Raw genomic sequence first — 21,631 nt, forward strand, 5'->3', positions numbered from 1 at the left:
GTTGAAATTTTCCACATAATTAACCCCTTAAGCCTGTCTCCCGCAACAAACCATCAGCCCAAACTGTATCGGCTTCCGACAGCGCAGGAACGGGTTCGGCGGTATAATCGATTCTAAAATCATAGGCGGCGCGATCGTAAACCCCATTTAATAACGCTTGTAAATCTACAATTGGTTCCACATCGCCTCCGCGCAAAGGCAAAGGAAAAGCCGGAATTGCATCCGGTAGATTAAACAAATACAAATCAGCGACGGGGCGACAATCTCCCCGACTCACCAAAATCCGATAACTTCCCTCAATATCATTCCCAAAAACAGGCAAAGGTTGGTAACTTCGCAGCAAGTCAATTTCCACTAAGTGCGATCGACTTCCGAACACCTTATACCGTTTTTCCTCATACATCTCCCGCCCTTTGCCGCGCTTGTTCGTCGGCGAAAGCACTTCTATTACTGTAACTACTTTCTTAGTTTCCTGTTCTATTACCTGCAAATAACTTTCTCTAACTTCCACCGTTGTAGGCACTCTCACTCTCAAAGCAGTCACAGGCGGCGACATGACAGCAATATTTCCAGTGCTAGAAGTTGCTGGAATTGGCGCTCGTTGCACGGCCACATCGGGAATACCGACCAATAAAGCATCTTCCCCGCTGATTTTATAAATTCTTTGTTCGATGTCCACTAAATACTTAGGCAGCAGTTGCGGAGTCAAAAAATCTGCGATCGCTACTATCAACCGATTGTGAACCGCCCGCCAAAAATCAGGACTTTCTAAATAGGGATTCATCCCCGGAAAAGGATTAGGCATAATCGTACCTCCCGTTGATTACTATCATTTTAGCAAACAGATTAGAAAAACGCAGACAATATCAAACTATCATCTGCGTTAATCCCCGTGCATCTGCGGTTAAAAAACTCCCCTAAAAATCGCCGTAACTGCTAATCGCCCTCTGCAACCTCCCAATAACTTCATCAACCGAAATCGCCCCCAACTCCCCAGAAGCCCGAGTCCGAATATTCAAACTATTAGACTCAACCTCCTTCGCACCCACAACACTCATCACCGGAATTTTATCCTTCTCAGCATTGCGAATTAACTTGCCCAAACGCTCGCTATTCTCATCAGCTTCAGCGCGAATATTTAGCGCCTGCATCTTCGCCGCAACTTCCTTCGCAAACGGCAAAAACTCCGCGCTCACAGGCAACAACCGCACCTGAACTGGTGCTAACCACAGCGGAAAATCCCCCGCATACTGTTCGATCAAAATCCCGATTAATCGCTCCAAAGAACCGAAAGGAGCGCGGTGAATCATCACCGGACGCTTGCGAGTGCCGTCTTCAGCAACGTATTCCAAATCAAAACGTTCAGGCAAATTGTAATCTACCTGAACAGTTCCCAATTGCCATTCTCTATCCAACACATCTTGGAAAATGAAATCGAGTTTAGGGCCGTAAAAAGCCGCTTCCCCGATTCCTTCAAAATAATTCATTCCCAAAGTTTCCACCGCGCGGCGGATTGCACCTTGAGCCTTTTCCCAAGCTTCATCGGAACCGATGTATTTCTCTAAATTTTCTGGATCGCGGAAACTCAAACGTGCTTTAAAATTCTTCAGTTGCAGGCTCTTGAATACTGATAGAATTAAATCCACCACGCTCAAAAATTCAGCATCCAACTGTTCCGGTGTCACGAATAAGTGGGAATCATCCACCGTAAAGCCGCGTACCCTGGTTAAACCGCCCAATTCTCCCGATTGTTCGTAGCGGTAAACTGTGCCGAATTCGGCTAAGCGCATCGGCAATTCGCGATAGGAACGCAGTTCGCTTTTGTAAATTTGAATGTGAAAAGGGCAGTTCATGGGTTTCATGACAAAACCCTGTTCGTTGGCTGCCGCTTCTGCATCTTCAGCCATCAGCGGAAACATATCTTCTTTGTATTTCTGCCAATGTCCAGAAATTTTGAACAAATCGACTCTGGCGATGTGCGGTGTCACAACTTGCAAGTAGCCGCGCTTGATTTGTTCTTGTTTCAAGTAATCTTCTAGAATACTTCTCAAAATAGTGCCTTTGGGTGTCCACAAAGGCAAACCGGGGCCTACCGCATCGGCAAAAATAAATAAGCCTAATTCTTTGCCTAATTTACGGTGATCTCGTCTTAGGGCTTCTTCTTTGCGGTGCTTGTAGGCTTCTAGCTGTTCGGGTGTTTCCCAAGCTGTGCCGTAAATTCGCTGCAACTGAGCTTTGGTTTCGTCGCCGCGCCAGTATGCTCCGGCGAGACTTTCTAGCTCGATCGCCCTTCCGTTGATTTCATTGGTATTATCCAAATGGGGCCCGGCGCACAAATCCCACCATTCGTCACCCAAATGGTAAAGAGTAATCGGTTCAATCAAACCATCCAAAATTTCTAATTTGTAAGGTTCATTAATCTCCTTAATTCTGCGTTGGGCTTCCTCGCGGCTGACTTCTTCCCGAGTTACAGGCAATTTGCGGTTGATGATTTTGATCATTTCTTTTTTAATTGCCTTGAGATCCTTTTCGGTAAAAGGTTCCGGGCTGTCAAAATCGTAATAGAAACCGTTTTCAATCCAAGGGCCGATTGTTACTTGAGCCTTGGGAAATAACTTCTGTACCGCCATCGCCATAACGTGAGATGTGGTGTGGCGAATTTTTTTTAGTTGCTCCGACTCGCTGGTGCGGGGCAACTGAATTTTAACGGACTCTTCTGGAGCGTTCATGGATTCTGAGCTAGACATCGGCTGAATTTAGCAATTAATGAGAGTTGCAGTTGCTTCTATCTTACTCAGAATGGGACTGCAACCGCTGACTTCCGGCTGGGGAACTGTTACAGGAGTGCCAACTAACCGTAGGGTGCGTCAGCGGGGCAAAGTCTTTAGTCTGGGGTAGTCACATTCAGCCCGCTGACGCACCCTACAATCTAACTCCGGCACGCAATGCGAGGCCAGAAACCGGGTTTTTTACCCAATCACCCGGCTGTAACGAGATATTGCGTGAAAAAACCCGGTTTCTAACTACCCGTGCGATCGCCAACTAATTTGGCATAATTTTAGGATTTTGACTCAAAAATCGCCGCTCGTATGGTTAAGTTTATTCACGCCCACCTGCTAGTTTTTTTAAATCCTTGAATTATTGTTAATAATATGTTACAGATTGTAAAGCACGTTTAAGGTTAGAATAAATAGATAACCCAATTTTTATTCATGCTTAATTCCAATTTGCCGGAATCAGAGTTGCTCAAATCCCTACTGGAACCGCTGTTAGAGGATTTTAAATACTGGTTCGAGCGATCGACCACTCTCTTAGAAACTGAGGAAATTCCTTTTCTGAGCGGCGAGGATCAATCCGACTTGCTGGCGCGAGTCAAACAGGCTCAGCAAGAAGTAGGCGCCGCTAAAGCTCTATTTCAAGCAACCGGAGGTCAAGTTGCAATTGAAACCGCAGCACTGATGCCGTGGCACAGACTGCTCGCCGAATGCTGGCAAGTATCGGCTCGCTTTCGTTCGTCGCAGTCAGCTCCCCGTGAAAAATAAGGAAGCGAGTTGAAGTTAAACTTGTTGTTAAATCCCAAACAAGAGGAAATGTCGCGGCCGATTTGAAAAGTTCCAACAGATTTCCAGTTAATAAGTTATTACTTGCTGAAACACGTTTGTAAACTGCTGTGCGGCTGTTTAGCCGGGAGGAAAATATCATGTTACACCTGCTTTATATTTTAGCTTTCACCGTTCTGGCCTTTCTGGCAGTCGGTAACTTAATCCGCAGTCTAGTCACGGTAGGTATGGAGTCCCAGCGCCCCCAACAATTCAGGGCAAATCATGGCTCCGCATCCTATCCTCGCTCTCAAGCTGTACCCCATCCAGAACTGTTAGACGAATACGGAAACGTTGTCAACGAGCCGCTGTTAGTGATGCGTTCGCTGACTGTCCAAGATGCCCGCGAACAATTAGATGCTCTCTACAAATCATCTCCCGGCGGCAGCGACGAAGGGGGCGAACGACGCTAATTTAATCGCAGTCGCAGCATTTATACTCAGAGTCGCTGGTACTGAAAAAAATAATTGGCCGTTAGTTTCTCGCTAACGGCCAATTTGTAGCGACTTTTGAGAGATACTGGAAAAATATCGATCTCAACTTACGGTCGATCGCTTTCCAGTTTTGTCAACGGCAAAAATGCACGTTTAAAGCTAGATGATCGTCCCTATTTCGCTACTGGCAGAACTTCTGCAAGCTTTGCCCCCACTGCGGGCACAAATTTATTTCAAATCTTCCATGACAGCGCTGTCTCACGCGATGGAAGACTTGGTTTTGGCTGGCTCCGACGACCAACCGCTAGTGATTGCTAGTTTTCAGCGAGAACGCTTCTACCTGCAGGAAGCTCACCGCTATCGGCGAATGGCCACTCTATCTTCTCAGGTATACGTGCTAGCAGCACCGGAAACTGAGTTTAAAAATTCCTCGGAATATTACGAAACTGTGGCGTTTGCACCGGAGGACACATTAAGTCAGGAGTGGCACTTAGTGGTGCTGGGACAACACTACTCAACTTGTCTGATTTGTCAAGAAAAAATTGTGCCGATCGAGAATCAGGACGATCGCGGCCCGCTGTTGATGGATCAAGGTCGCAGATTTGAGGGAGTTTGGACATTCGACAGGGAGGTAAGCTGCAAAGCTGCCGAATTGTTGCTCGATCGCATTGTCAAATATCGCCCGGAATTGGCTGAAAAGATCGATCGAGCGCGCACAACTTACAAGCTGGGAAAAAAAACCAAAAAAACCAGGAAATCCGCGACTTCCCAAGCCACCAAACCAGAAAAAAGCGCGCCAAAAAACTCAAGAATTCCCAATCCCAAATTGAGCGACGCTTTTACCAAACGCTTAGTAACCTACTTGCAATCAGGCCAGCACAAACTGCTGAAAGCCTACAGCGCGATCGCCGCCCAAGAACGCAAAGAACGCCTCATAAACTTAATTACAACGGCAATGCGGCAGTCTCTCAACCCGCAAGAAATCGTCGAAGTCGCAGTGCAAGAACTGGGAACAGCTTTGTCAGCTAGCCGCTGTTTGATTTATCGCTGCAAAGCCGCAGATGTGTCGGTCAAAATCGATCGCGAGTTTTTGCGCCTGGGTGCTAGTTCTCTCTTAAATCAGACTTGGCCATTGCAGGAAAATCCCATATTCCGCGATGCGGTAGCGCGGCAAGAGCGAGTTTACATCCAAGACACAGCACAACACCCGCTGATTGTCGATACAAAATATTTGGGCAAAATTGTCAAAAATTGGCAGATCGTCTCTTGGTTGATGGTGCCGGTGCTTTATCAGGGGCGGATTTTGGGCATGGTGGAAATGCACCAGTGCCGATCGACTTCGCCTTGGGAAGAAGACGAAATTGCTCTAGTAGAGGCGATCGCCACCCAACTCGGAGCAGCCTTAATTCAAGCAGAAACCTACGCTAATTTAGAAGAACTCAACCAACAATTAGAAGCATTAGACCGCACTCGCAGCAATCTCATAGCCATCACCGGACACGAACTCCGCACTCCGCTATCGACAATTCAAGTATGTCTGGAAAGTTTGAACTCCGAGCCAGATATGCCCCAAGAATTGCGAAAAATTATGTTAGAAACAGCCCTCGGAGATGCCGATCGAATGCGTAAACTTGTCCAAGATTTTTTAACTCTTTCTAACCTAGAAAGCGGACAAGTTAAATGGAATGTAGAATCGCTGACGCTGCAAGAATGCGTGGATTTGGCCCTCAGCAGCGTGCGATCGCGCGGCGGACTCGATCGACAGTTACCGGAAATTATCACCGAAGTATCCGCAGAATTGCCATTAGTCCAAGCAGACGGCGAGTGGTTAGTGGAGGTGCTGTCCAAACTCCTAGACAACGCCTGCAAATTCACCACAGCGGAGGGAAGCGTCACCATCAGAGCCAAATGCAACGGTTCTGCGATGGTAGAAGTGCTGGTAGCCGATACGGGGCGGGGAATCGAGGCGAATAGCTTGAAAGTAGTGTTCGATCGATTTTATCAAGAAGAAGGAGCATTGCGGCGCAGCGCCGGCGGTACCGGTTTGGGATTGGCAATTTGCAAGCAGATTGTCGCCGGCTGGGGCGGTAAAATTTGGGCAGATTCCCCAGGAAAAGACCGAGGAAGCGAATTTCACTTTACTATTCCAATTGTTTAGAATCAATTGACAAATTAAACCATAATAAAAACGGTTTAATCCTTCAGAATGCGAGTCCTCTGATTTCCGTGGACTCGCATTCCGAACGATCGAACCGTTTTTGTAATGCGTAATTCAACGAAAATGACTAATGATATCAATTCCGGTTGCACTCAGACATGATGTTAACTGTCAACTGTTAACTGTTGACTGTTAACGGTTAACTGTTAACTGTTAACGGTTAACTGTTAACCGTGAATTTACTATTCCGATGAAGAGAGGATTTGATATGACTAATGACTACTGACTACTGACTACTGATACCATTTCTCTAAAATCATGCAATACTCTCCGACCCCCCCTAGCCCCCCCTTAGCAAGGGGGGGGACAAGAATACTGTTATTTCGTTTGAAATTGGTATGACTAATGACTACTGACTAATTACTGTTAGCTGTTAGTTGTTATTTGTTAGTTGTTATTGGGAATTGAGAATTGAGCTCTAGCGTTGTGGAGGGATTGGAAATTCGTAGCCAGTAACCAATAACCAATAACCAATAACCAATAACCAATAACTAATAACCAATTCCCAACAACTAATGACTACTGACTACTGACAATGACTCCCCTACATCGGAATACCAATCGTAAACTCTGTCCCCCATTCTAAGGAAGACAAACATTCCAAAGTTCCCCCATGTTTTTCAGTCACTATCTGATAGCAAATAGACAGTCCCAATCCCGTACCTTTACCTTCTACTTTCGTTGTAAAAAACGGCGTAAACAATTTTGTTTTTACAGCTTCCGGCATTCCCAGCCCGTTGTCAGCAATCCGAATCACAATCTTGTCAATTATTTCCGCTTCTTTCTCGCAAACTACCGCCGTAGAAATTAGAATTGTATTCGGATTTTCTTCAATTTCAGCGTAAGTTTTGCCCGCATTAGCTTCTTCAAAAGCATCTATCGCATTAGCAATCAAATTCATAAATACTTGATTGAGTTGTCCGGGATGGCATTCTAATTTTGGTAAATTACCGTAATGTTTAATAACTTTAATAGCCGGTCTGTTGTTTTTCGCCTTGAGCCGGTGAGACAAAATCATTAAAGTAGTTTCCAGGCCTTCGTGGATATCAACTGCTCTTTTGTGCAGAGTGTCGGTGCGGGAATAGTTGCGTAGAGATTGCATAATGTCGCGGATGCGATCGATTCCCATCTTCATTGACTCCGCAGTTTTGGGCAAATCAGCTAATAAATACTCTAGCTCTATCGATTCAATTTCCTGTTCAATTTCTGTTCCCGGTTCGGGAAATTTTTCTTGATAAAGATTCACCAAATTAATTAAATCAGCAATATATTCTTGGACGTAGTGCAAGTTCCCAGAAATAAAGCCAATAGGATTGTTCACTTCGTGAGCAACTCCAGCAACCAGTTGTCCGAGTTGCGAGATTTTTTCAGTTTGAACTAATTGCGCCTGAGTTTTTTGCAGTTCCATCAATATGTTTTCTAAATTTTCAGCTTTCTCTCTCAGTTGAGTTTCTGATGCTTGCAAAGCTTGTTCCGCTTGCTTGCGGTGACTGATATCGCGACCAATTGACAAAGCATGGGGTTTCCCTTTGTATTCAAAAAACTTGGCTCTAATCTCAAGATCGAATTCTGTACCGTCTTTTCGCAGCACCACAGTTTGACAATAAAATTCTTGGCGCGAGATGATGGTTGCGATAAACTCATCGAACAGATGTACGTAATTTGGGTGCTGGACATCGAGGGGACTCAAGCTCAAAAATTCCTCCCCAGAATAACCGTACATTTCGCACGCTATCGGGTTTACTGCCGCAAATTTTCCGGTTTCCAAATCTACTAAGGTAAGTCCGTCTGCTACACTCTCAAAAATACTGCGGTACTCTTCTTCTTTTTGGGCGAGTTCGACTTGGGATTGTTGTAAATTTTCTAGGGATTCAGCTAATTGGCGGGATTGATTTTGTTCGCTAGCGTACAAGCGCGCATTTGCAATGGCAATTGCTGCTTGTGCGGTCAACATTTCCAAAAGTTTTAACCCTTCTTGGGTGAAGGCTCCGGGCACGAAGTTATTTTCTAAATAAACTATACCGATCGACTTTCCTTGATAGACTATTGGCGCGCACAAAACCGACTTTGGTTGATAATGTTGAATGTAGGTATCAAAGTGGTAAAGTGTTTCTTTAGCTGCGTCGATTAGCACCAGCGGTTCCTGAGTTCTAGCGACGTAATTGATGAGGGAAATAGGAACTTGGGAGTTGTTTTGGATTTGGTGCAATTCTTCAAATATTGCATGATCGGGCCGATCGCTATCCGACACTTCAACAAACAAGTATCCGTCTCGTTCTAAAAGAATGCAGCCGGTTTGGGCTCCCGCATTTTCTAAAATAATATGCAGCAGTTTTTTTAACAATTTTTCTAGGACAATTTCGCTAGAAATAGCCTGGGAGGCTTTAATTACTGTTTTTAAGTCAAAAATATTGACATCAGCGGCTGTACTTGCAGTTCTAGCGATCGTTGTCGGAGTATCGCTGATTTTGTTAAACCAATCGAGATAAAATTTTTCTAGTCGATCGACTTTGGCAGTTGCACCCCACTCTAGATAGCAAAAGCGAGCGTCATTGAGATATATTTTAGCGAGATTGTAACGATTTTCTGCTAGATAAAATCGGGAAGCTAATTCATTGGCTAGGGCAGCATTTTGGACGAAGCCATGTTTGAGCGCGGAGGCGATCGCCCGATCGTAATGTTGTGCTGCTGTGTAGCTGTCTCCTGACAACCTCGCGATTTCTGCCTGAATTAATGAATATTTGTGCAGGTAATTTGCAGGGGAATGCTCTGCAAAATCTCGAAATTGGTCTCGACTAATCTTGAGCTGTTTTCGGTAGAGCTTGGACTCGATATCGTTGGCTGTTGTGCAAGCAGCAGCTAGGGCGATCGCGTGATGGAAGCAAAAAACGGGATTGACAAAATGTCCTGCGCCACCTTTCAAAAATTCTGCACCTGCGAGAGCATATTCTAATGCCCGATCGACCTCGCCAAACCAATTAGCTAGGGTGAGTTTGTAAAGATAAATTACAAAAGCAGTGGTAAGATCGGCAGAGGAATTCGCGAATGCTAAAAGCTGCTGTTCGTCGATGAAGGTTTCCGGTTCTAGGGCGGTTCCTTCTGGGGTGGTGAGTTGGGCGATCGCATTTTTGGTCAGCAAGTGATAAGCTAACATATTGCGATCGATCTTTGAGAGTACGGGAATAAATTTATCAGCAATTTCCGTAGATTTAGTCAAAGATTCGTTGCCAAAAAAGCCGATCCACAGATAATTAATCGAAGCGTATCCCGACCACTGATAAGCACCTGTTTCTAAACCGCTACTGAAAGCTTTTAGTATAAAAGGCTTGCACTCATCAATATATTTCATGTAATGTAAAGTTAAAGCTCCCCACATATGGAAAATACCAGCACCTAACTCTTTATTATCCCAGCGTTCGTAGAGGTTGAGCGATAGTTTTCCGGCGCTGCTACCAGCCTTGATGTCGCGATATTTGTTGACCAAAGTAAAGGCGTACAAAGTGTAAGCAAAGGCGGAAAATTGAGAATTGCCGTACAGTATGCTCGTTTGCACAAACTTCATCGCGCAGAGATATTGAGCGTTGGGACTGGTAAAATAGGCGATCGGGAAAAGTTCTTTCAAAATCCGATGAGCTGCCAGTTTTAGCGGATCGGTAAGTTCTGGTAAATATGCCAATCTATCGATCGAGCCACCAATCATCCTCTTCGTATCGGCTAATTCACTGGCTAGAAAATCATCATCCGGGTACGGCTCAATATCAATCCCCAAAGAATTTAAGGCTTCAATCCCTAACTGATAAGCAGCAGATAAATCATTCTTCATCCGCAGACAAATTATTTTTAATTCTGCGATCGAACACCGTTCTAACAAAGTCTGACATTGGGGTAAAATCCTATCAAAAATAGCTAAAGCTGCATCATTTTTGCCATTCAAATATTCCGCCTTACCCAGTTCTAAATTTAGCCTCAAACTCAAGGCATAATTATCTTGCCAACTTGACACCGGCAAACAGTCGCACCCAGCTTGAAAAAAAGTAAGTGCATCTTCAAAAGCCGAAGCAGCTTTGGCAGTTTTCCCTGCTTGTAAATTTAATGCTGCTAATTCATAAAATTCTTCAACATCCACAATCAACCCGCGAGCCAAGTTCAAATGATTGACAATATAAAAAATCTGTTTTTGGCGTTGGGCTTCATTGCTTAAGGTTAACAACAAACGTCCCAGCTTCCAGTGCACAGATTGTTTTTGCGAGTCAGGAATCATCACGTAAGCGGCTTGTTGAACCCGATCGTGTAAGAATTTATAGCGCGCTTTGTCGGCTATTTTTTCCAAATCATTTAATTCCTGCTGCTCAAATACTTGCGGTAATCGATAGCCACAACCTAGAGGCAAAATCAACCCTACTTCCAACGCTTCCCACAAGTCTTGTGCTGTTTGAGTCAAAGATTGTTCGCTCAATACTGACAATATATCTAAACTAAATTCATTGTCTGTACAAGCTGCCAACTGTAAAATCCTCTGAGTTGGCTCTGACAAATTTTGAATTTTTTTGACCATTAAGTTGACTACATTTTCAGAAATATTTTGCTCTTTAATTTTTTGAATATCCCACTCCCATTCGCCGCAGGTTGGGTTAAATACTAGCAGTTTTTCATGATACAAAGATTTCAATAATTGCTTTACAAAAAATGGGTTGCCATTAGTTTTTTTTAGCATTAATTTTGCAAAATCTGCCGTTTGTTTGCATTCGCATTTTAAAGTTTCCGAAATTAATCGGTTTACATCATCAATTGCTAAGGGTTGCAGCCGAATCTTGGTCGTCGGAATTCCTGTTTCCTGAATTACTTCAGTAGCCAGCATAAACGGATGGGTCGGGCTTACTTCATTATCTCGATAAGCAAGAATTAGCAGAAAGTAAGGGTTTTTGCCAAAGCTATTTTTTTGGTATAAATTGATTGTTCCAGCATCCATCCACTGACAGTCATCGAGAAACATTACTAAGGGATGTTCCGCAGTGGCAATTGCTTGAAATAACTGCTGAATTACTCGGTAGAAGCGGTTTTGAGATTCAACTAAACCAAGTTTTGGTACGTCTGGTTGCTCGCCCAAAATCAGTTGTAATTCCGGGACGGCCTCGATCGCAACTTTGGCATTTTTTTGCAAAGCGTTGAGTAAAATTTTTCGCCATTCTGCTAACTGAGTTGGGTTTTCCATCAAAATTTGCTTGACTAAGTTACGCATAGCTTGAGTGAGACAAGCATAGGGAATATTTCGCTTGAATTGGTCAAATTTACTAGAGGTGAAGTAGGCACGCTGCCGCGTTAAATTGGGGATAATTTCATGGACTAATGCAGATTTGCCGATGCCGGAGTAGCCGCTTACCAGGACAATTTCACTGCTGCCGTTGCTGACGCGACTGTACACTTGCAATAGTTGTGCCATTTGCGTTTCTCGTCCGTAGAGTTTCTGAGGGATTGACAACTGACTGAGGGTATCGACTTGTCCGGGAATAAAGTTAACAATTGTTCCTGACTTCTCGATTTGATTTTGGCAGCGTTCTAAATCTGCTAACAATCCTGTAGCTGTTTGATACCTGTCTTCAGCATTTTTTGCCATGAGTTTTGCCACAATTTGGGTCAAAACCGGGGGAATTTGTGGGTTGAATTGTTGTATGGGAAGGGGTTGTTTGGCAATGTGACAGTGTAGAATTTCTAATGGATCGCTACTGGTAAATGGTAATTGTCCTGTCAGCAGTTCGTAAAAGGTGACACCGAGAGAGTAGAAATCGCTGCGGTAGTCTAGAGGGCGGTTCATCCGCCCTGTTTGTTCTGGCGACATATAGGCCAGGGTTCCTTCTAGGCGATCGGGATTTTTTAAGTCTGTTTGTTCTTTTCTTAACCACGAAGCGATGCTAAAATCAGCAACTTTTATTTGCTTGGTGTGGGGATTGATGATAATGTTCTCAGGTTTAATGTCTTTGTGAATAACTTGATTTTCATGCAGAAATATCAAAGCTTTGGTGATGGGCACGACTGTGTTAAAAAAATCGACAAGGGATAATTGGTAATTGGTGGCACTCGCTGGTGGACTATTTGTTTGCCCTGCGGCACATTTTAGCCGATCGCCTAGGGTGTTTATCCATTGTTTGAGGGAGATTCCTCCAATATCTTCTAATACTAATACTAAGTAATTTTGATGCGTTTCGAGTCGATAAATTTTGATGACATACTGAGAATCGAGATGTTTGGCGATATGATATTCGTGTTTGAACCTGGCAATCTGTTCGAGGGTAGGATAGTCAATTTTTAAAATTTTGAGAATAACTAACTGTTTTTCGTCTGTCGATACTGCTCGGTAAATAACTGTGTTAGTTCCTTGGTGAATGAGTTCTTGTAAGTTGTAACCCGAAATTTCCGAAGCTGGCAGCATAGTCGATCCTTCCCAGTTTATAATTAAGTTCTTATTCTAGAATTTGACATCTCGATCCAAGATGAACGGCGGGCGATCGCCTGGCCGCAAACAAGCAGGTTTGAAAGATATATCGATCGCCAAATTTAAAAATTACTTACGTATTTACAGGTGTTTTTTTATATTCCCGGACGTAAAACAAACCGATTTCTACGAAAAATAGTCGATAATTCCGAGAGATGCTTGACACAGAAACCGGGTTTTTGGCCCCGCGTGCGTCTGGGATTGTTTAAATAGACTTCTCCAAGAATGGTTGTAAAGCAGGCTCTTCGAGGCTGTTCTTTAAAGGCGGTTCTGGAGATTGCTAATAAATCGAGCGATCGGGAAATTGCCGCTTTTGATTTTTCATTTTTGTTGTGTAAGTGTTGCAGGCTTTACATTAAATCTTACAACATCGCGCCGATCGCTGTAAATTAAGTTTATTAAAAATTAATAATAAAAGCGATAGGGTAAATAAATAGATTGTGATCGCGAGGAAAAGAAAAGCAATCGCAGAAAGATTGTGTTTTTATCGAAGTCGAGCGGGACTGCTTTACTTGCATAAAAAATCAGATTGATAGATGGTTGTAAGCTGGAGAATTTACTGAGATGTCAACTGTTGTTTTTTAGTGACGGCTGCGGAAATTACTTATATCAAAACTCTTTTTGTAGGATGCGGCGGCAAAGATTGAGCAGATTGGCTTAAAAACTGGGTTTCTCAGTTTTAGGTGCGTAGGTGTCGATCGACTAACTCGATCGATCGCCCGATGCAGCTTAACACAAAAAAGTTTTCAGCGCCGAACCAGCCTCCTCCTCTAGCCTTCTCACCCTCAACCCTCACCCTATGAAATACACCTTTCAGGTGATGCCGCAGGCGCGGTGTTTATGTTTAGGATCGAAAGTATAGAAGCAGATTCAGGACGCGCTGGCTTTGTTAAACCCGGTGTTTAGGCAAAATTTCGGGTGTGGCCCTAGCGATGCTGGCGAGAATGAAGTTGGAAGGCGCACAAATCTTGATATCGCGTTTGTTCGATCAACCACAATAAAATGCGATCGCGCGTGGGGAATTGCGGGCGTACTACAAACCGTTTTTGTTGCGGTAATCTACCAGACATGATGTGATATCAATTCCGGTTCCACTCCTCATGATGTTAACTGTTAACTGTAAACAGTCAACAGTCAACAGTGAATTTACTATTCCGATGAAGAGAGGATTTGATATGAGATGCTAAAAGTCGATCGAATCGGTTGAGACACTGCCATCGCCAGTATTGATTCGCCAAAACTTGAGGATGCAAATGTTTCGCCCGGAAAAACTTTTTTACAAACAGAATAGTCAAACCTAAAGGTTACGAAATTTATTATGTCACTTAAAACTCGGATGAATTCTACCGAAGCTATCGCCAACCACCCGCAACTGCAATTAGGTTCTCAAGGTAAAGCCGTGTTGGAACTAGAACAACTGCTAACCAAGCTGCGCGTTTACCGGCAGCCTGCAAAAGGAATTTTTGACAAAGCAGTGGAATTTGCTGTGAAACTGTATCAGTTTCGGGTTTTCTTGCCGCCGGACGGTATTGTCGGGCCGCTTACTTGGCAGGCCCTTGATACTCAATCTCCGGTTAATATGCCGGTACTCAGATTCGGCAGTTCTGGGGAAGCAGTCGCTACTGTTCAGGAAGTTTTGAGGCTTTCCCAGCACTACAGTGGTGAAATTGACGGCCAATTTTCTACTTTGACAGAGAACGCTGTTCGCGCATTTCAAAAAAGCTTTGGGATTGAGGCCGACGGGGTTGTCAACCGAGAAACTTGGACTGCTTTGAGTCAAATTCCGCGCGGTTATGACCCTCATTGGTTCTTGACTTAGGCTTGGTGCAGTAAATGGTGCGATCGCCCGCACAGAGAAAACTGGGGGAATATGCGATGCTTTGGGTGCGCTACAAACACCCGAAGCATTGCATTTTTATTGAGCTATTATTTGGGGGATTTGTATTTGATAATTATGTTTTCTAAGTTTGGCAAAAATTACTAATTATCAATTATCAAATACTAATTAGCAATTATCAGAAAAGATCGATCGCCCAAAAACTGTTAACTTTCCTTACAATTTTGAGAACAGCGCGCAGTCTGGATGATAGGATGCCGTAAAATCCTTTGGATATATCTATGGCAGAAGAACTGACTGGACAACCCCCAATCTTCGGCGGCAGCACCGGCGGCTTGCTGACCAAGGCGCTAGTTGAAGAGAAGTATGCTATCACTTGGACTAGCCCCAAGGAGCAGGTGTTTGAAATGCCTACAGGTGGCGCTGCGATTATGCGTCAAGGCGACAACTTGCTGTATCTGCCCCGGAAGGAGCAGTGCATCGCTTTGGGCGGCCAGCAACTGCGGGCGAAATTCAAAATCTCGAACTACAAAATCTACCGCGTATTTCCCGACGGTTCTAATGAGTACCTGCATCCCAAGGATGGCGTGTTCCCCGAGAAGGTGAACGAAGGTCGTCCCTACGTCGGTAAGATTGACCGCAATATCGGCAGCAACCCTAATCCGATTAAGGTGAAGTTCACCGGTAAGAAAACCTACGAAGTTTAGGTTTTGAGCTAATCGCTGAGCTTGAAAAGGTAATAAGGCCCCAAAAGCTCAGTTAAGACCGATCGCCCGCAGGCCCCCCAAACAAAAAGGAGAAGAGTATTCTCTTTCCTCCCCATTTTTTTTGGTAATTGAGGGCTATCGAGACTGGATCGTCTCAGTTTTGCTTTGTAGTGCTGTCCTCGATCGCTTGGTTCTACAAGCAAGCGGGGACAGCATTATAATAAAAAAAAGGCTTTTTCCCAATGCAGGAGATACTCCCATCGAGACTCCGATCGAAGCAATATTTTTTAATAACTTTAGGGTTGATCTGACAGCAACGGGCCGCGCCCGACTGCTGCCAATTTCCAATATAATTAAAACTTAATCATTAATTAAAAATGAATGTCGCAATCAGGCGAGCAACACCAAGTGATATCGATGTTTGCGCTCGCATTAATCATGAAGCTTTTAAAGATATTTCCGATCGCCATTTCTTCCCTCACACAGATTTTATGACGGTAGAGTTGGCTGCCGAAATCACTCGGTTTTGGATTGAAAATCCCTCGTATTTCGGCATCGTAGCCGAGAGTTCCGGTGCGGTTGTCGGCTGCGGTTTTATGGACGAACGCAACCCGATTCGCGGTATCGGGCCAGTTAGTGTCGCAAGCGCTTTTCAAGGCCGCGGCGCGGGACGAGAAATCATGAAAGCCTTGCTGGAACGGGGAAAAGACGCGGAGGGCATCCGTTTGGTGCAAGAATCTTTTAACATGGCTGCGCTGTCGCTGTACGCTTCTCTGGGTTTTGAGGTGAAAGAACCTTTCGTGCTAATGGAGGGGAAGTTTCGCAGCCAGCCGCAGTATGGGTTTGAGGTGCGGCCGCTGACTGCTGAGGATGTGGGCGAATGTCAGGCTTTGTGCGAAAAAGTATGCGGGTGCGATCGAACTTCCGAGATAGAATACGCCCTGAATCACTTTTCCCCCTTCGTTGCTTGCCAGCAAGGTCGGATTGTGGCTTATACTTGTGCGGTATCAGCTTTGGGCCACAGCGTCGCCCACACCGAGGCAGATATGCAGGCTTTGCTCTTGGGGGCTGCTGCGTACAGTTCCGAAGATGTGCTAGCTTTCCACTTGCCGCTGAGATATGCAAGTTTGTTTCGCTGGTGCTTGAAAGAAGGGCTACGCGCCGTCAAACCGATGGCGGTGATGGCCGTTGGCGAGTACCAGCCGCCGGAGGGATGTTGGTTTCCGTCTTTTGTTTATTGATTGTAAGTAAATCCACTTAATTAAACATACAATATGTATAGATCAAAAGGTTAGTGTGTATTTCTTCTTTCTTCTTTCTTCTTTCTATCTTTCCTTCTTCTTCCATCTTCTTGATAACGTTGTACGGAAAGCAGTTGCCAGTCATCAGTAGTTATTTGTCAGTTGTCAGTTGCCAGTTGCCAGTTGTTACCAATAACAAATAACAAATAACAAATAACAAATAACTACTGATGACTAATGACTAATGACTTCTTCCATCTTCCGACGGACATCCGTTACATCCGTTACATCCCGTACATTGCTCGTTGCCGAACTTCCTTCTTCCTTTTACTTTATGATGTTTCCCGACTTCTCACAATTTTCAGAACTGGCTAAACAAGGCAATTTTGTGCCCGTGTATCAAGAATGGGTTGCTGATTTGGATACGCCAGTGTCTGCGTGGTATCGGGTTTGTGCCGGTCAACCCTACAGTTTTCTGCTGGAGTCCGTAGAAGGTGGGGAGAAAATCGGGCGTTATAGTTTCTTAGGGTGCGATCCGCTGTGGATTTTGGAGGCTAGGGGATCTCGCACAACTCAAGTTTACCGCGACGGTTCCCAAAAAGTATTTGCCGGCGATCCGTTTGCAGCATTAAACGAGTGTTTGCAGCCCTACAAACCAGTAAAATTGCCACAATTACCGCCGGGAATTGGCGGGTTATTCGGTTTTTGGGGTTACGAGTTAATTAAGTGGATAGAACCGCGAGTTCCCGTGCATCCGGCTGCAGAAAACGATTTGCCGGATGGGTTGTGGATGCAGGTTGATAATTTGCTGATTTTTGACCAGGTGAAGCGGAAAATTTGGGCCGTAGCCTATGCGGATTTGCGGGAGGTTGGCGTTGATTTGGCTGATGCTTACGGCAAAGCGTGCGATCGCGTTTCTCAGTTAGTAAATAAGCTGCAATCCCCGCTTTCCCAGCAATCTACTCTCATAGAATGGACTCCGCCTAGGGACGAGCAAGATGTCGGTTCCACAAATGAAAATACAGAATTAGCTTACACCAGCAATATCACCCGCGACAAGTATTGTGAAAATGTCTTAAAAGCTAAGGATTATATCAAAGCCGGAGATATTTTTCAGGTAGTAATTTCGCAGCGGTTGGAAGCTGAATATAGCGGCGATCCTTTTGCACTTTACCGCTCTTTGCGATTGATTAATCCTTCTCCGTACATGGCTTATTTTAATTTCAGAGATTGGCAGATTATCGGTTCTAGTCCCGAAATTATGGTGAAGGCAGAAAATACTGCCGAAGGCAAAAAGATTGCAACTTTGCGGCCGATTGCCGGCACGCGCCGCCGGGGAAAAACTCCCGAACTAGATGATGCTTTGGCTGCGGAATTGCTGCAAGATCCGAAGGAAATTGCGGAACACGTCATGTTAGTAGATTTGGGCCGGAATGATTTAGGTAGAGTTTGCCGAAATGGTACTGTCAAAGTTGATGAATTAATGGGAATTGAGCGTTATTCTCATGTGATGCACATTGTGAGCAATGTAGTGGGAGAATTGGCCGAGGACAAGACAGCTTGGGATTTGTTGAAAGCTAGTTTTCCTGCGGGTACGGTTAGCGGTGCTCCGAAGATTCGCGCGATGGAAATTGTGCACGAGTTAGAAGGTTGCCGTCGCGGCCCCTATTCTGGGGTTTACGGGTATTATGATTTTGAAGGACAGTTGAATAGCGCGATCGCAATTCGGACTATGGTTGTTCGTTCTTTAGATGGAAATAAACATTCGGTTTCTGTGCAAGCCGGTGCTGGTTTGGTGGCAGATTCTAACCCGGATCTGGAGTACGAAGAAACTCTGAATAAAGCCAGGGGAATGTTGCAGGCGATTCGCTGTTTGAAGTAAGTAGAAGTCATTAGTCATTAGTCATTAGTTATTTGTTATTTGTTATTTGTTATTTGTTATTTGTTATTTGTTATTTGTAACAACTGGCAACTGGCAACTGGCAACTGGCAACTGGCAACTGACAACTGACAACTGGCAACTGACAACTGACAACTGATATCAAATCCGGTAGCATCGTCCTGTATTCATATCTCTATTCTCTCTCTCTGTGTCCTCTGTGTTCTCTGCGGTTAAATCATTCCGATGCAACCGGAAACGATATGACAACTGGCAACTGCTTTCCGTACAACGTCATCAGGAAGATGGAAAAAGGAAGGCTTTGTGAGCGCGTACAACCAAAGAAACCGGGTTTTTTAGATAATTTGAGGGTAAAAACTAAGTATTGTCGTAAAAAACCCGGTTTCTGAAAACTCCTGACTAAAAACTACTGTTGCAAGAGGGAAATATGAATTTTTATATAGTTGATGTATTTGCTGAGTCAAAATATGCTGGCAATCAGCTAGCTGTATTTTGCGGCGCTGGAGTTGCCGAGCTCTCAGAGGCGGAAATGCTGCTGATAGCGAGGGAAATTAATTATTCCGAAACTACGTTTATTCGATCGCCCGATCGGCGAAATAACGGCTACGACGTGCGGATATTCACGCCCAAGAAGGAATTGCCCTTTGCCGGTCATCCGACGTTGGGCACTGCGTTTGTGTTGCAGCAAGAGATAATTGGCGAAAAGGTCGATCGAGTAATTCTCAATCTAGCCGTCGGTCAAATTCCTGTCACCTTTAATTATCGCAACGAATCAGCAGATATTTTATGGATGCGACAAAACCCGCCAACATTCGGTCAAGTTTTATCAGCCGAAACTCTCGCCAGCATCCTGAATTTAGAAGTAGATGAAATTGATGCAAAATTCCCCATTCAAGAAGTTTCCACCGGAGTGCCGTTTATCATTGTACCGTTAAAAAACCTCGCAGCGCTCAAACAAGCTCAAGTTAACTTAGACCAATATTTTGAACTGATTAATACCACAGAAGCCAAAGAAATTTTAATTTTCTGCCCGGAAACCTACAGCGACATTAATGATTTAAGCGTCCGAGTTTTCGCCCCTTCCCTAGGAATTCCCGAAGACCCGGCGACGGGGAGTGCTAACGGCTGTTTGGCTGGATATTTGGTAGAATATGGTTATTGTGGGGAAGCCAAAATTGATGTGAGAGTCGAACAAGGTTATGAGATTGGCAGACCTTCGCTGCTGCTATTGAAAGCTCAAAAAAATCAGGAAGAAATAGAGGTTTTGGTTGGTGGTAAGGTGGTGATGGTGGCGAAAGGAGAATTTATTTAGATTGATTAATGCGAAATCCTTAACTGCAGGTGAACGCAGATATAGCCTTTCTCAGAAATATGACGTACCCGACGTGCATGGGGCATAGGGCATAGGGCTATCCTCACCACGCGATCGAACCGCTATATACCAATTTTTAAAATTTCTACAACAATGTTTGTAGGGCGAGTCGCCATAGATCGTCCCCCAAAAAAATCGAAAATCTCCAAGCGACGCACCTCCTCGACAATATTTGAGCAAACAACTCTCTGTTTCACTCTGCCCAAAAGTTATATTTGAGCAAGATTTTTTTAAATTGGTATTACTCAACAGCAGAGACTTTTATTTACCAGGGGTGAACTTGTCAGCACTCAAATAGTTTGGCTTAATTTTAGTATGCCCGTCAATGAATTGCTAGCCTCAAAAAATGAGATCAATTTAATTATTTTCCATCAAAATTTCTGAATATGAGGTAGCTCACATTCAGTGCCGCGTGTTATTGTTATAGTGAAAAAGTCATCCATACCAAATACTTTCCCATGCTGCAAACATTTTCGCGGATTTTAAATGTATCCCCCGATGATTCTGAAGCCATGCTTTCGCTTCCCTTAACTACCTTGCTGGAATCACCAGAGTTAAATCAAGTTTTGGGGAGTCTCGATACTGCTTTGCTAAAAGAAACTTTACCCACTGCTGGAGCTGTTTTAGCCAAAAAGCTGCCGCCTTTTTACGACTGGTTGCAAACAGAACTAGGAATTAAAAATGTCCCGGACAGTCCAGATCATACTACCAAATGGGTAGTGGGTTTTCTGAGAAATCAAGAAAGTTTAACTCGTTTAGTTGAATTGCACAAATCGATTCCCAGCAAAGCATTAGAAAGATCGATCCCTCGCTTAGTTAGCGCTTTTGATGAGGTTGAACCCATCGCCGTTAAGGAAGAGTGGGAAAAAGCGATAGCGGCACTTTGTCTGGTACTCGCAGTCGCAGCGCGGGAAAATCAGCCCTCTGCTACCTGAAGCAATTGGGTCTGAGTTTAAATAAAGCGACTTTTTCGGAAAGTTTGTAATTGAGCGCGATCGATCTGAACGACTACCGGCTTTTTCTTGTTGAGGACGATCGCATTATGCCGATTTAACAACAGCCACTGAGCCAATATTACCATCAGGACTCGTCTTTTGCAAAACTTGCGTTCAAAATGAGCCGTTCGGACGATCGCCTCTTCTAGTTTATAACAACAGTTTTCCCCTTTCTGGGAAATTACAAAAATTGTTCCCGGTATGTAATCGCCTTCATTTGCCCAGAAAGCATACCTTTCGCCTAAAGTAAAGTAGTGAAAAACATTGTTAGCGGTGGAAGTTTGAGCTAACTTTTCCGAAACGCCCACAGAATTAAAACTTACAGTACATCGCAGATAATTCGGGTATTTTGCTGCAATTTGCTGAGCAACTTTGCCGCCCAAACTTTCTCCGATGACATCCGGCGGATTTCCGCTGTGAAATTGCTGTTTTATCCAATCAACAGCGCCTACAGTTTCCGCCGCTTTTAACTGGCGTTCTACTTTGGCCATAAATACATCGGGCGTATCTTCTAAAACGCGCTCGAAAGGATACCAAGAACCGTAGCCGCGAATCACGAGCACGGGCGGATTGTTCCCAGAAATGGGAAGGCGACTTTCTGCATAAAAACCAGTACCAGAGTCTTCAAAGACTTTTTCTATGATATAATTTCCATCAACAACTTGCCCTAGCTCGTGCCGAATATAAATTGACGGATTGGTGGGTTTGAAAGTATCGTGTAGTTGGGGTTTGGCAAACTTTTCGTAGATAGAATCTAGCAAGTGCCTTCCTGTAGGGCGATCGACAAAATCCAATTGTATTGATCCATACTAAACTAAAAACAATCTAAAAAAGGTTA

The 21,631-nt window shown here is 44.2% G+C and carries 14 protein-coding genes; 9 read left to right on the forward strand and 5 right to left on the reverse strand.

What is annotated here, in order from left to right:
- Positions 1 to 19 precede the first annotated feature (19 nt).
- Together AACV78_RS08260 and thrS are read right to left on the reverse strand one after the other, a co-directional pair.
- Entirely contained in the window at positions 20 to 805 is a 786-nt protein-coding gene (locus tag AACV78_RS08260; RefSeq protein ID WP_194012209.1) for a DUF4058 family protein, read from the reverse strand.
- Positions 806 to 917: 112 nt separating this feature from the next.
- Entirely contained in the window at positions 918 to 2,747 is a 1,830-nt protein-coding gene (gene thrS, locus AACV78_RS08265) for a threonine--tRNA ligase (RefSeq protein WP_194012208.1), read from the reverse strand.
- A 465-nt stretch (positions 2,748 to 3,212) separates the two neighbouring features.
- Here thrS and AACV78_RS08270 point away from each other — a divergent pair, with 465 nt between their 5' ends.
- The 3 genes from AACV78_RS08270 (at position 3,213) to AACV78_RS08280 (ending at position 6,191) form a co-directional block, all read left to right on the forward strand.
- Positions 3,213 to 3,542, forward strand: a complete 330-nt coding sequence (locus AACV78_RS08270) for a DUF2605 domain-containing protein (RefSeq protein ID WP_194012207.1) — start codon at positions 3,213 to 3,215, stop codon at positions 3,540 to 3,542.
- Between the two features lie 158 nt (positions 3,543 to 3,700).
- Entirely contained in the window at positions 3,701 to 4,012 is a 312-nt protein-coding gene (locus tag AACV78_RS08275; RefSeq protein WP_194012206.1) for a DUF2973 domain-containing protein, read from the forward strand.
- 184 nt (positions 4,013 to 4,196) lie between these two features.
- Positions 4,197 to 6,191, forward strand: coding sequence for a DICT sensory domain-containing protein (locus tag AACV78_RS08280; protein WP_194012205.1), 1,995 nt, complete (start codon positions 4,197 to 4,199; stop codon positions 6,189 to 6,191).
- 604 nt (positions 6,192 to 6,795) lie between these two features.
- Here the strand turns inward: AACV78_RS08280 and AACV78_RS08285 are convergent.
- Both AACV78_RS08285 and AACV78_RS08290 read right to left on the reverse strand, forming a co-directional pair.
- Entirely contained in the window at positions 6,796 to 12,678 is a 5,883-nt protein-coding gene (locus tag AACV78_RS08285) for a protein kinase domain-containing protein (protein WP_194012033.1), read from the reverse strand.
- A 989-nt stretch (positions 12,679 to 13,667) separates the two neighbouring features.
- Positions 13,668 to 13,811 carry a hypothetical protein gene (locus tag AACV78_RS08290; RefSeq protein ID WP_194012032.1) on the reverse strand — a complete coding sequence of 48 codons (144 nt, stop codon included), beginning with the start codon at positions 13,809 to 13,811 and terminating at the stop codon, positions 13,668 to 13,670.
- A 248-nt stretch (positions 13,812 to 14,059) separates the two neighbouring features.
- Between AACV78_RS08290 and AACV78_RS08295 the strand changes: the two genes are divergently transcribed.
- From AACV78_RS08295 to AACV78_RS08320, 6 genes are all read left to right on the forward strand, one after another.
- Positions 14,060 to 14,560, forward strand: coding sequence for a peptidoglycan-binding domain-containing protein (locus tag AACV78_RS08295; RefSeq protein WP_194012031.1), 501 nt, complete (start codon positions 14,060 to 14,062; stop codon positions 14,558 to 14,560).
- A 299-nt stretch (positions 14,561 to 14,859) separates the two neighbouring features.
- The gene (locus AACV78_RS08300; protein WP_194012030.1) at positions 14,860 to 15,285 is read left to right on the forward strand and encodes a photosystem I reaction center subunit II PsaD; all 426 of its coding nucleotides are present in this window, start codon (positions 14,860 to 14,862) and stop codon (positions 15,283 to 15,285) included.
- A gap of 377 nt (positions 15,286 to 15,662) precedes the next feature.
- Positions 15,663 to 16,526, forward strand: coding sequence for a GNAT family N-acetyltransferase (locus AACV78_RS08305; RefSeq protein WP_194012029.1), 864 nt, complete (start codon positions 15,663 to 15,665; stop codon positions 16,524 to 16,526).
- Between the two features lie 334 nt (positions 16,527 to 16,860).
- Entirely contained in the window at positions 16,861 to 18,408 is a 1,548-nt protein-coding gene (gene trpE / locus AACV78_RS08310) for an anthranilate synthase component I (protein WP_194012035.1), read from the forward strand.
- Between the two features lie 445 nt (positions 18,409 to 18,853).
- A complete protein-coding gene (locus AACV78_RS08315) occupies positions 18,854 to 19,738 on the forward strand; it encodes a PhzF family phenazine biosynthesis protein (RefSeq protein ID WP_194012028.1) in 885 nt (294 codons plus the stop codon).
- 518 nt (positions 19,739 to 20,256) lie between these two features.
- The gene (locus AACV78_RS08320) at positions 20,257 to 20,733 is read left to right on the forward strand and encodes a hypothetical protein (RefSeq protein ID WP_194012027.1); all 477 of its coding nucleotides are present in this window, start codon (positions 20,257 to 20,259) and stop codon (positions 20,731 to 20,733) included.
- A 17-nt stretch (positions 20,734 to 20,750) separates the two neighbouring features.
- Here AACV78_RS08320 and AACV78_RS08325 read toward each other — a convergent pair whose 3' ends face one another.
- Complete coding sequence (locus AACV78_RS08325; protein WP_228042116.1) at positions 20,751 to 21,587, reverse strand: alpha/beta hydrolase; 837 nt, start codon at positions 21,585 to 21,587, stop codon at positions 20,751 to 20,753.
- Positions 21,588 to 21,631: the final 44 nt, after the last annotated feature.

This window comes from Tychonema sp. LEGE 07196, assembly GCF_963890365.1.
GTDB lineage: Bacteria > Cyanobacteriota > Cyanobacteriia > Cyanobacteriales > Microcoleaceae > Microcoleus.

Bases quoted from the DNA above. Each gene is read 5' to 3' on its own strand.
- AACV78_RS08260 (WP_194012209.1), bottom strand. From the start codon at position 805: ATGCCTAATCCTTTTCCGGGGATGAATCCCTATTTAGAAAGTCCTGAT.
- thrS (WP_194012208.1), bottom strand. From the start codon at position 2,747: ATGTCTAGCTCAGAATCCATGAACGCTCCAGAAGAGTCCGTTAAAATT.
- AACV78_RS08270 (WP_194012207.1), top strand. From the start codon at position 3,213: ATGCTTAATTCCAATTTGCCGGAATCAGAGTTGCTCAAATCCCTACTG.
- AACV78_RS08275 (WP_194012206.1), top strand. From the start codon at position 3,701: ATGTTACACCTGCTTTATATTTTAGCTTTCACCGTTCTGGCCTTTCTG.
- AACV78_RS08280 (WP_194012205.1), top strand. From the start codon at position 4,197: ATGATCGTCCCTATTTCGCTACTGGCAGAACTTCTGCAAGCTTTGCCC.
- AACV78_RS08285 (WP_194012033.1), bottom strand. From the start codon at position 12,678: ATGCTGCCAGCTTCGGAAATTTCGGGTTACAACTTACAAGAACTCATT.
- AACV78_RS08290 (WP_194012032.1), bottom strand. From the start codon at position 13,811: ATGTCTGGTAGATTACCGCAACAAAAACGGTTTGTAGTACGCCCGCAA.
- AACV78_RS08295 (WP_194012031.1), top strand. From the start codon at position 14,060: ATGTCACTTAAAACTCGGATGAATTCTACCGAAGCTATCGCCAACCAC.
- AACV78_RS08300 (WP_194012030.1), top strand. From the start codon at position 14,860: ATGGCAGAAGAACTGACTGGACAACCCCCAATCTTCGGCGGCAGCACC.
- AACV78_RS08305 (WP_194012029.1), top strand. From the start codon at position 15,663: ATGAATGTCGCAATCAGGCGAGCAACACCAAGTGATATCGATGTTTGC.
- trpE (WP_194012035.1), top strand. From the start codon at position 16,861: ATGATGTTTCCCGACTTCTCACAATTTTCAGAACTGGCTAAACAAGGC.
- AACV78_RS08315 (WP_194012028.1), top strand. From the start codon at position 18,854: ATGAATTTTTATATAGTTGATGTATTTGCTGAGTCAAAATATGCTGGC.
- AACV78_RS08320 (WP_194012027.1), top strand. From the start codon at position 20,257: ATGCTGCAAACATTTTCGCGGATTTTAAATGTATCCCCCGATGATTCT.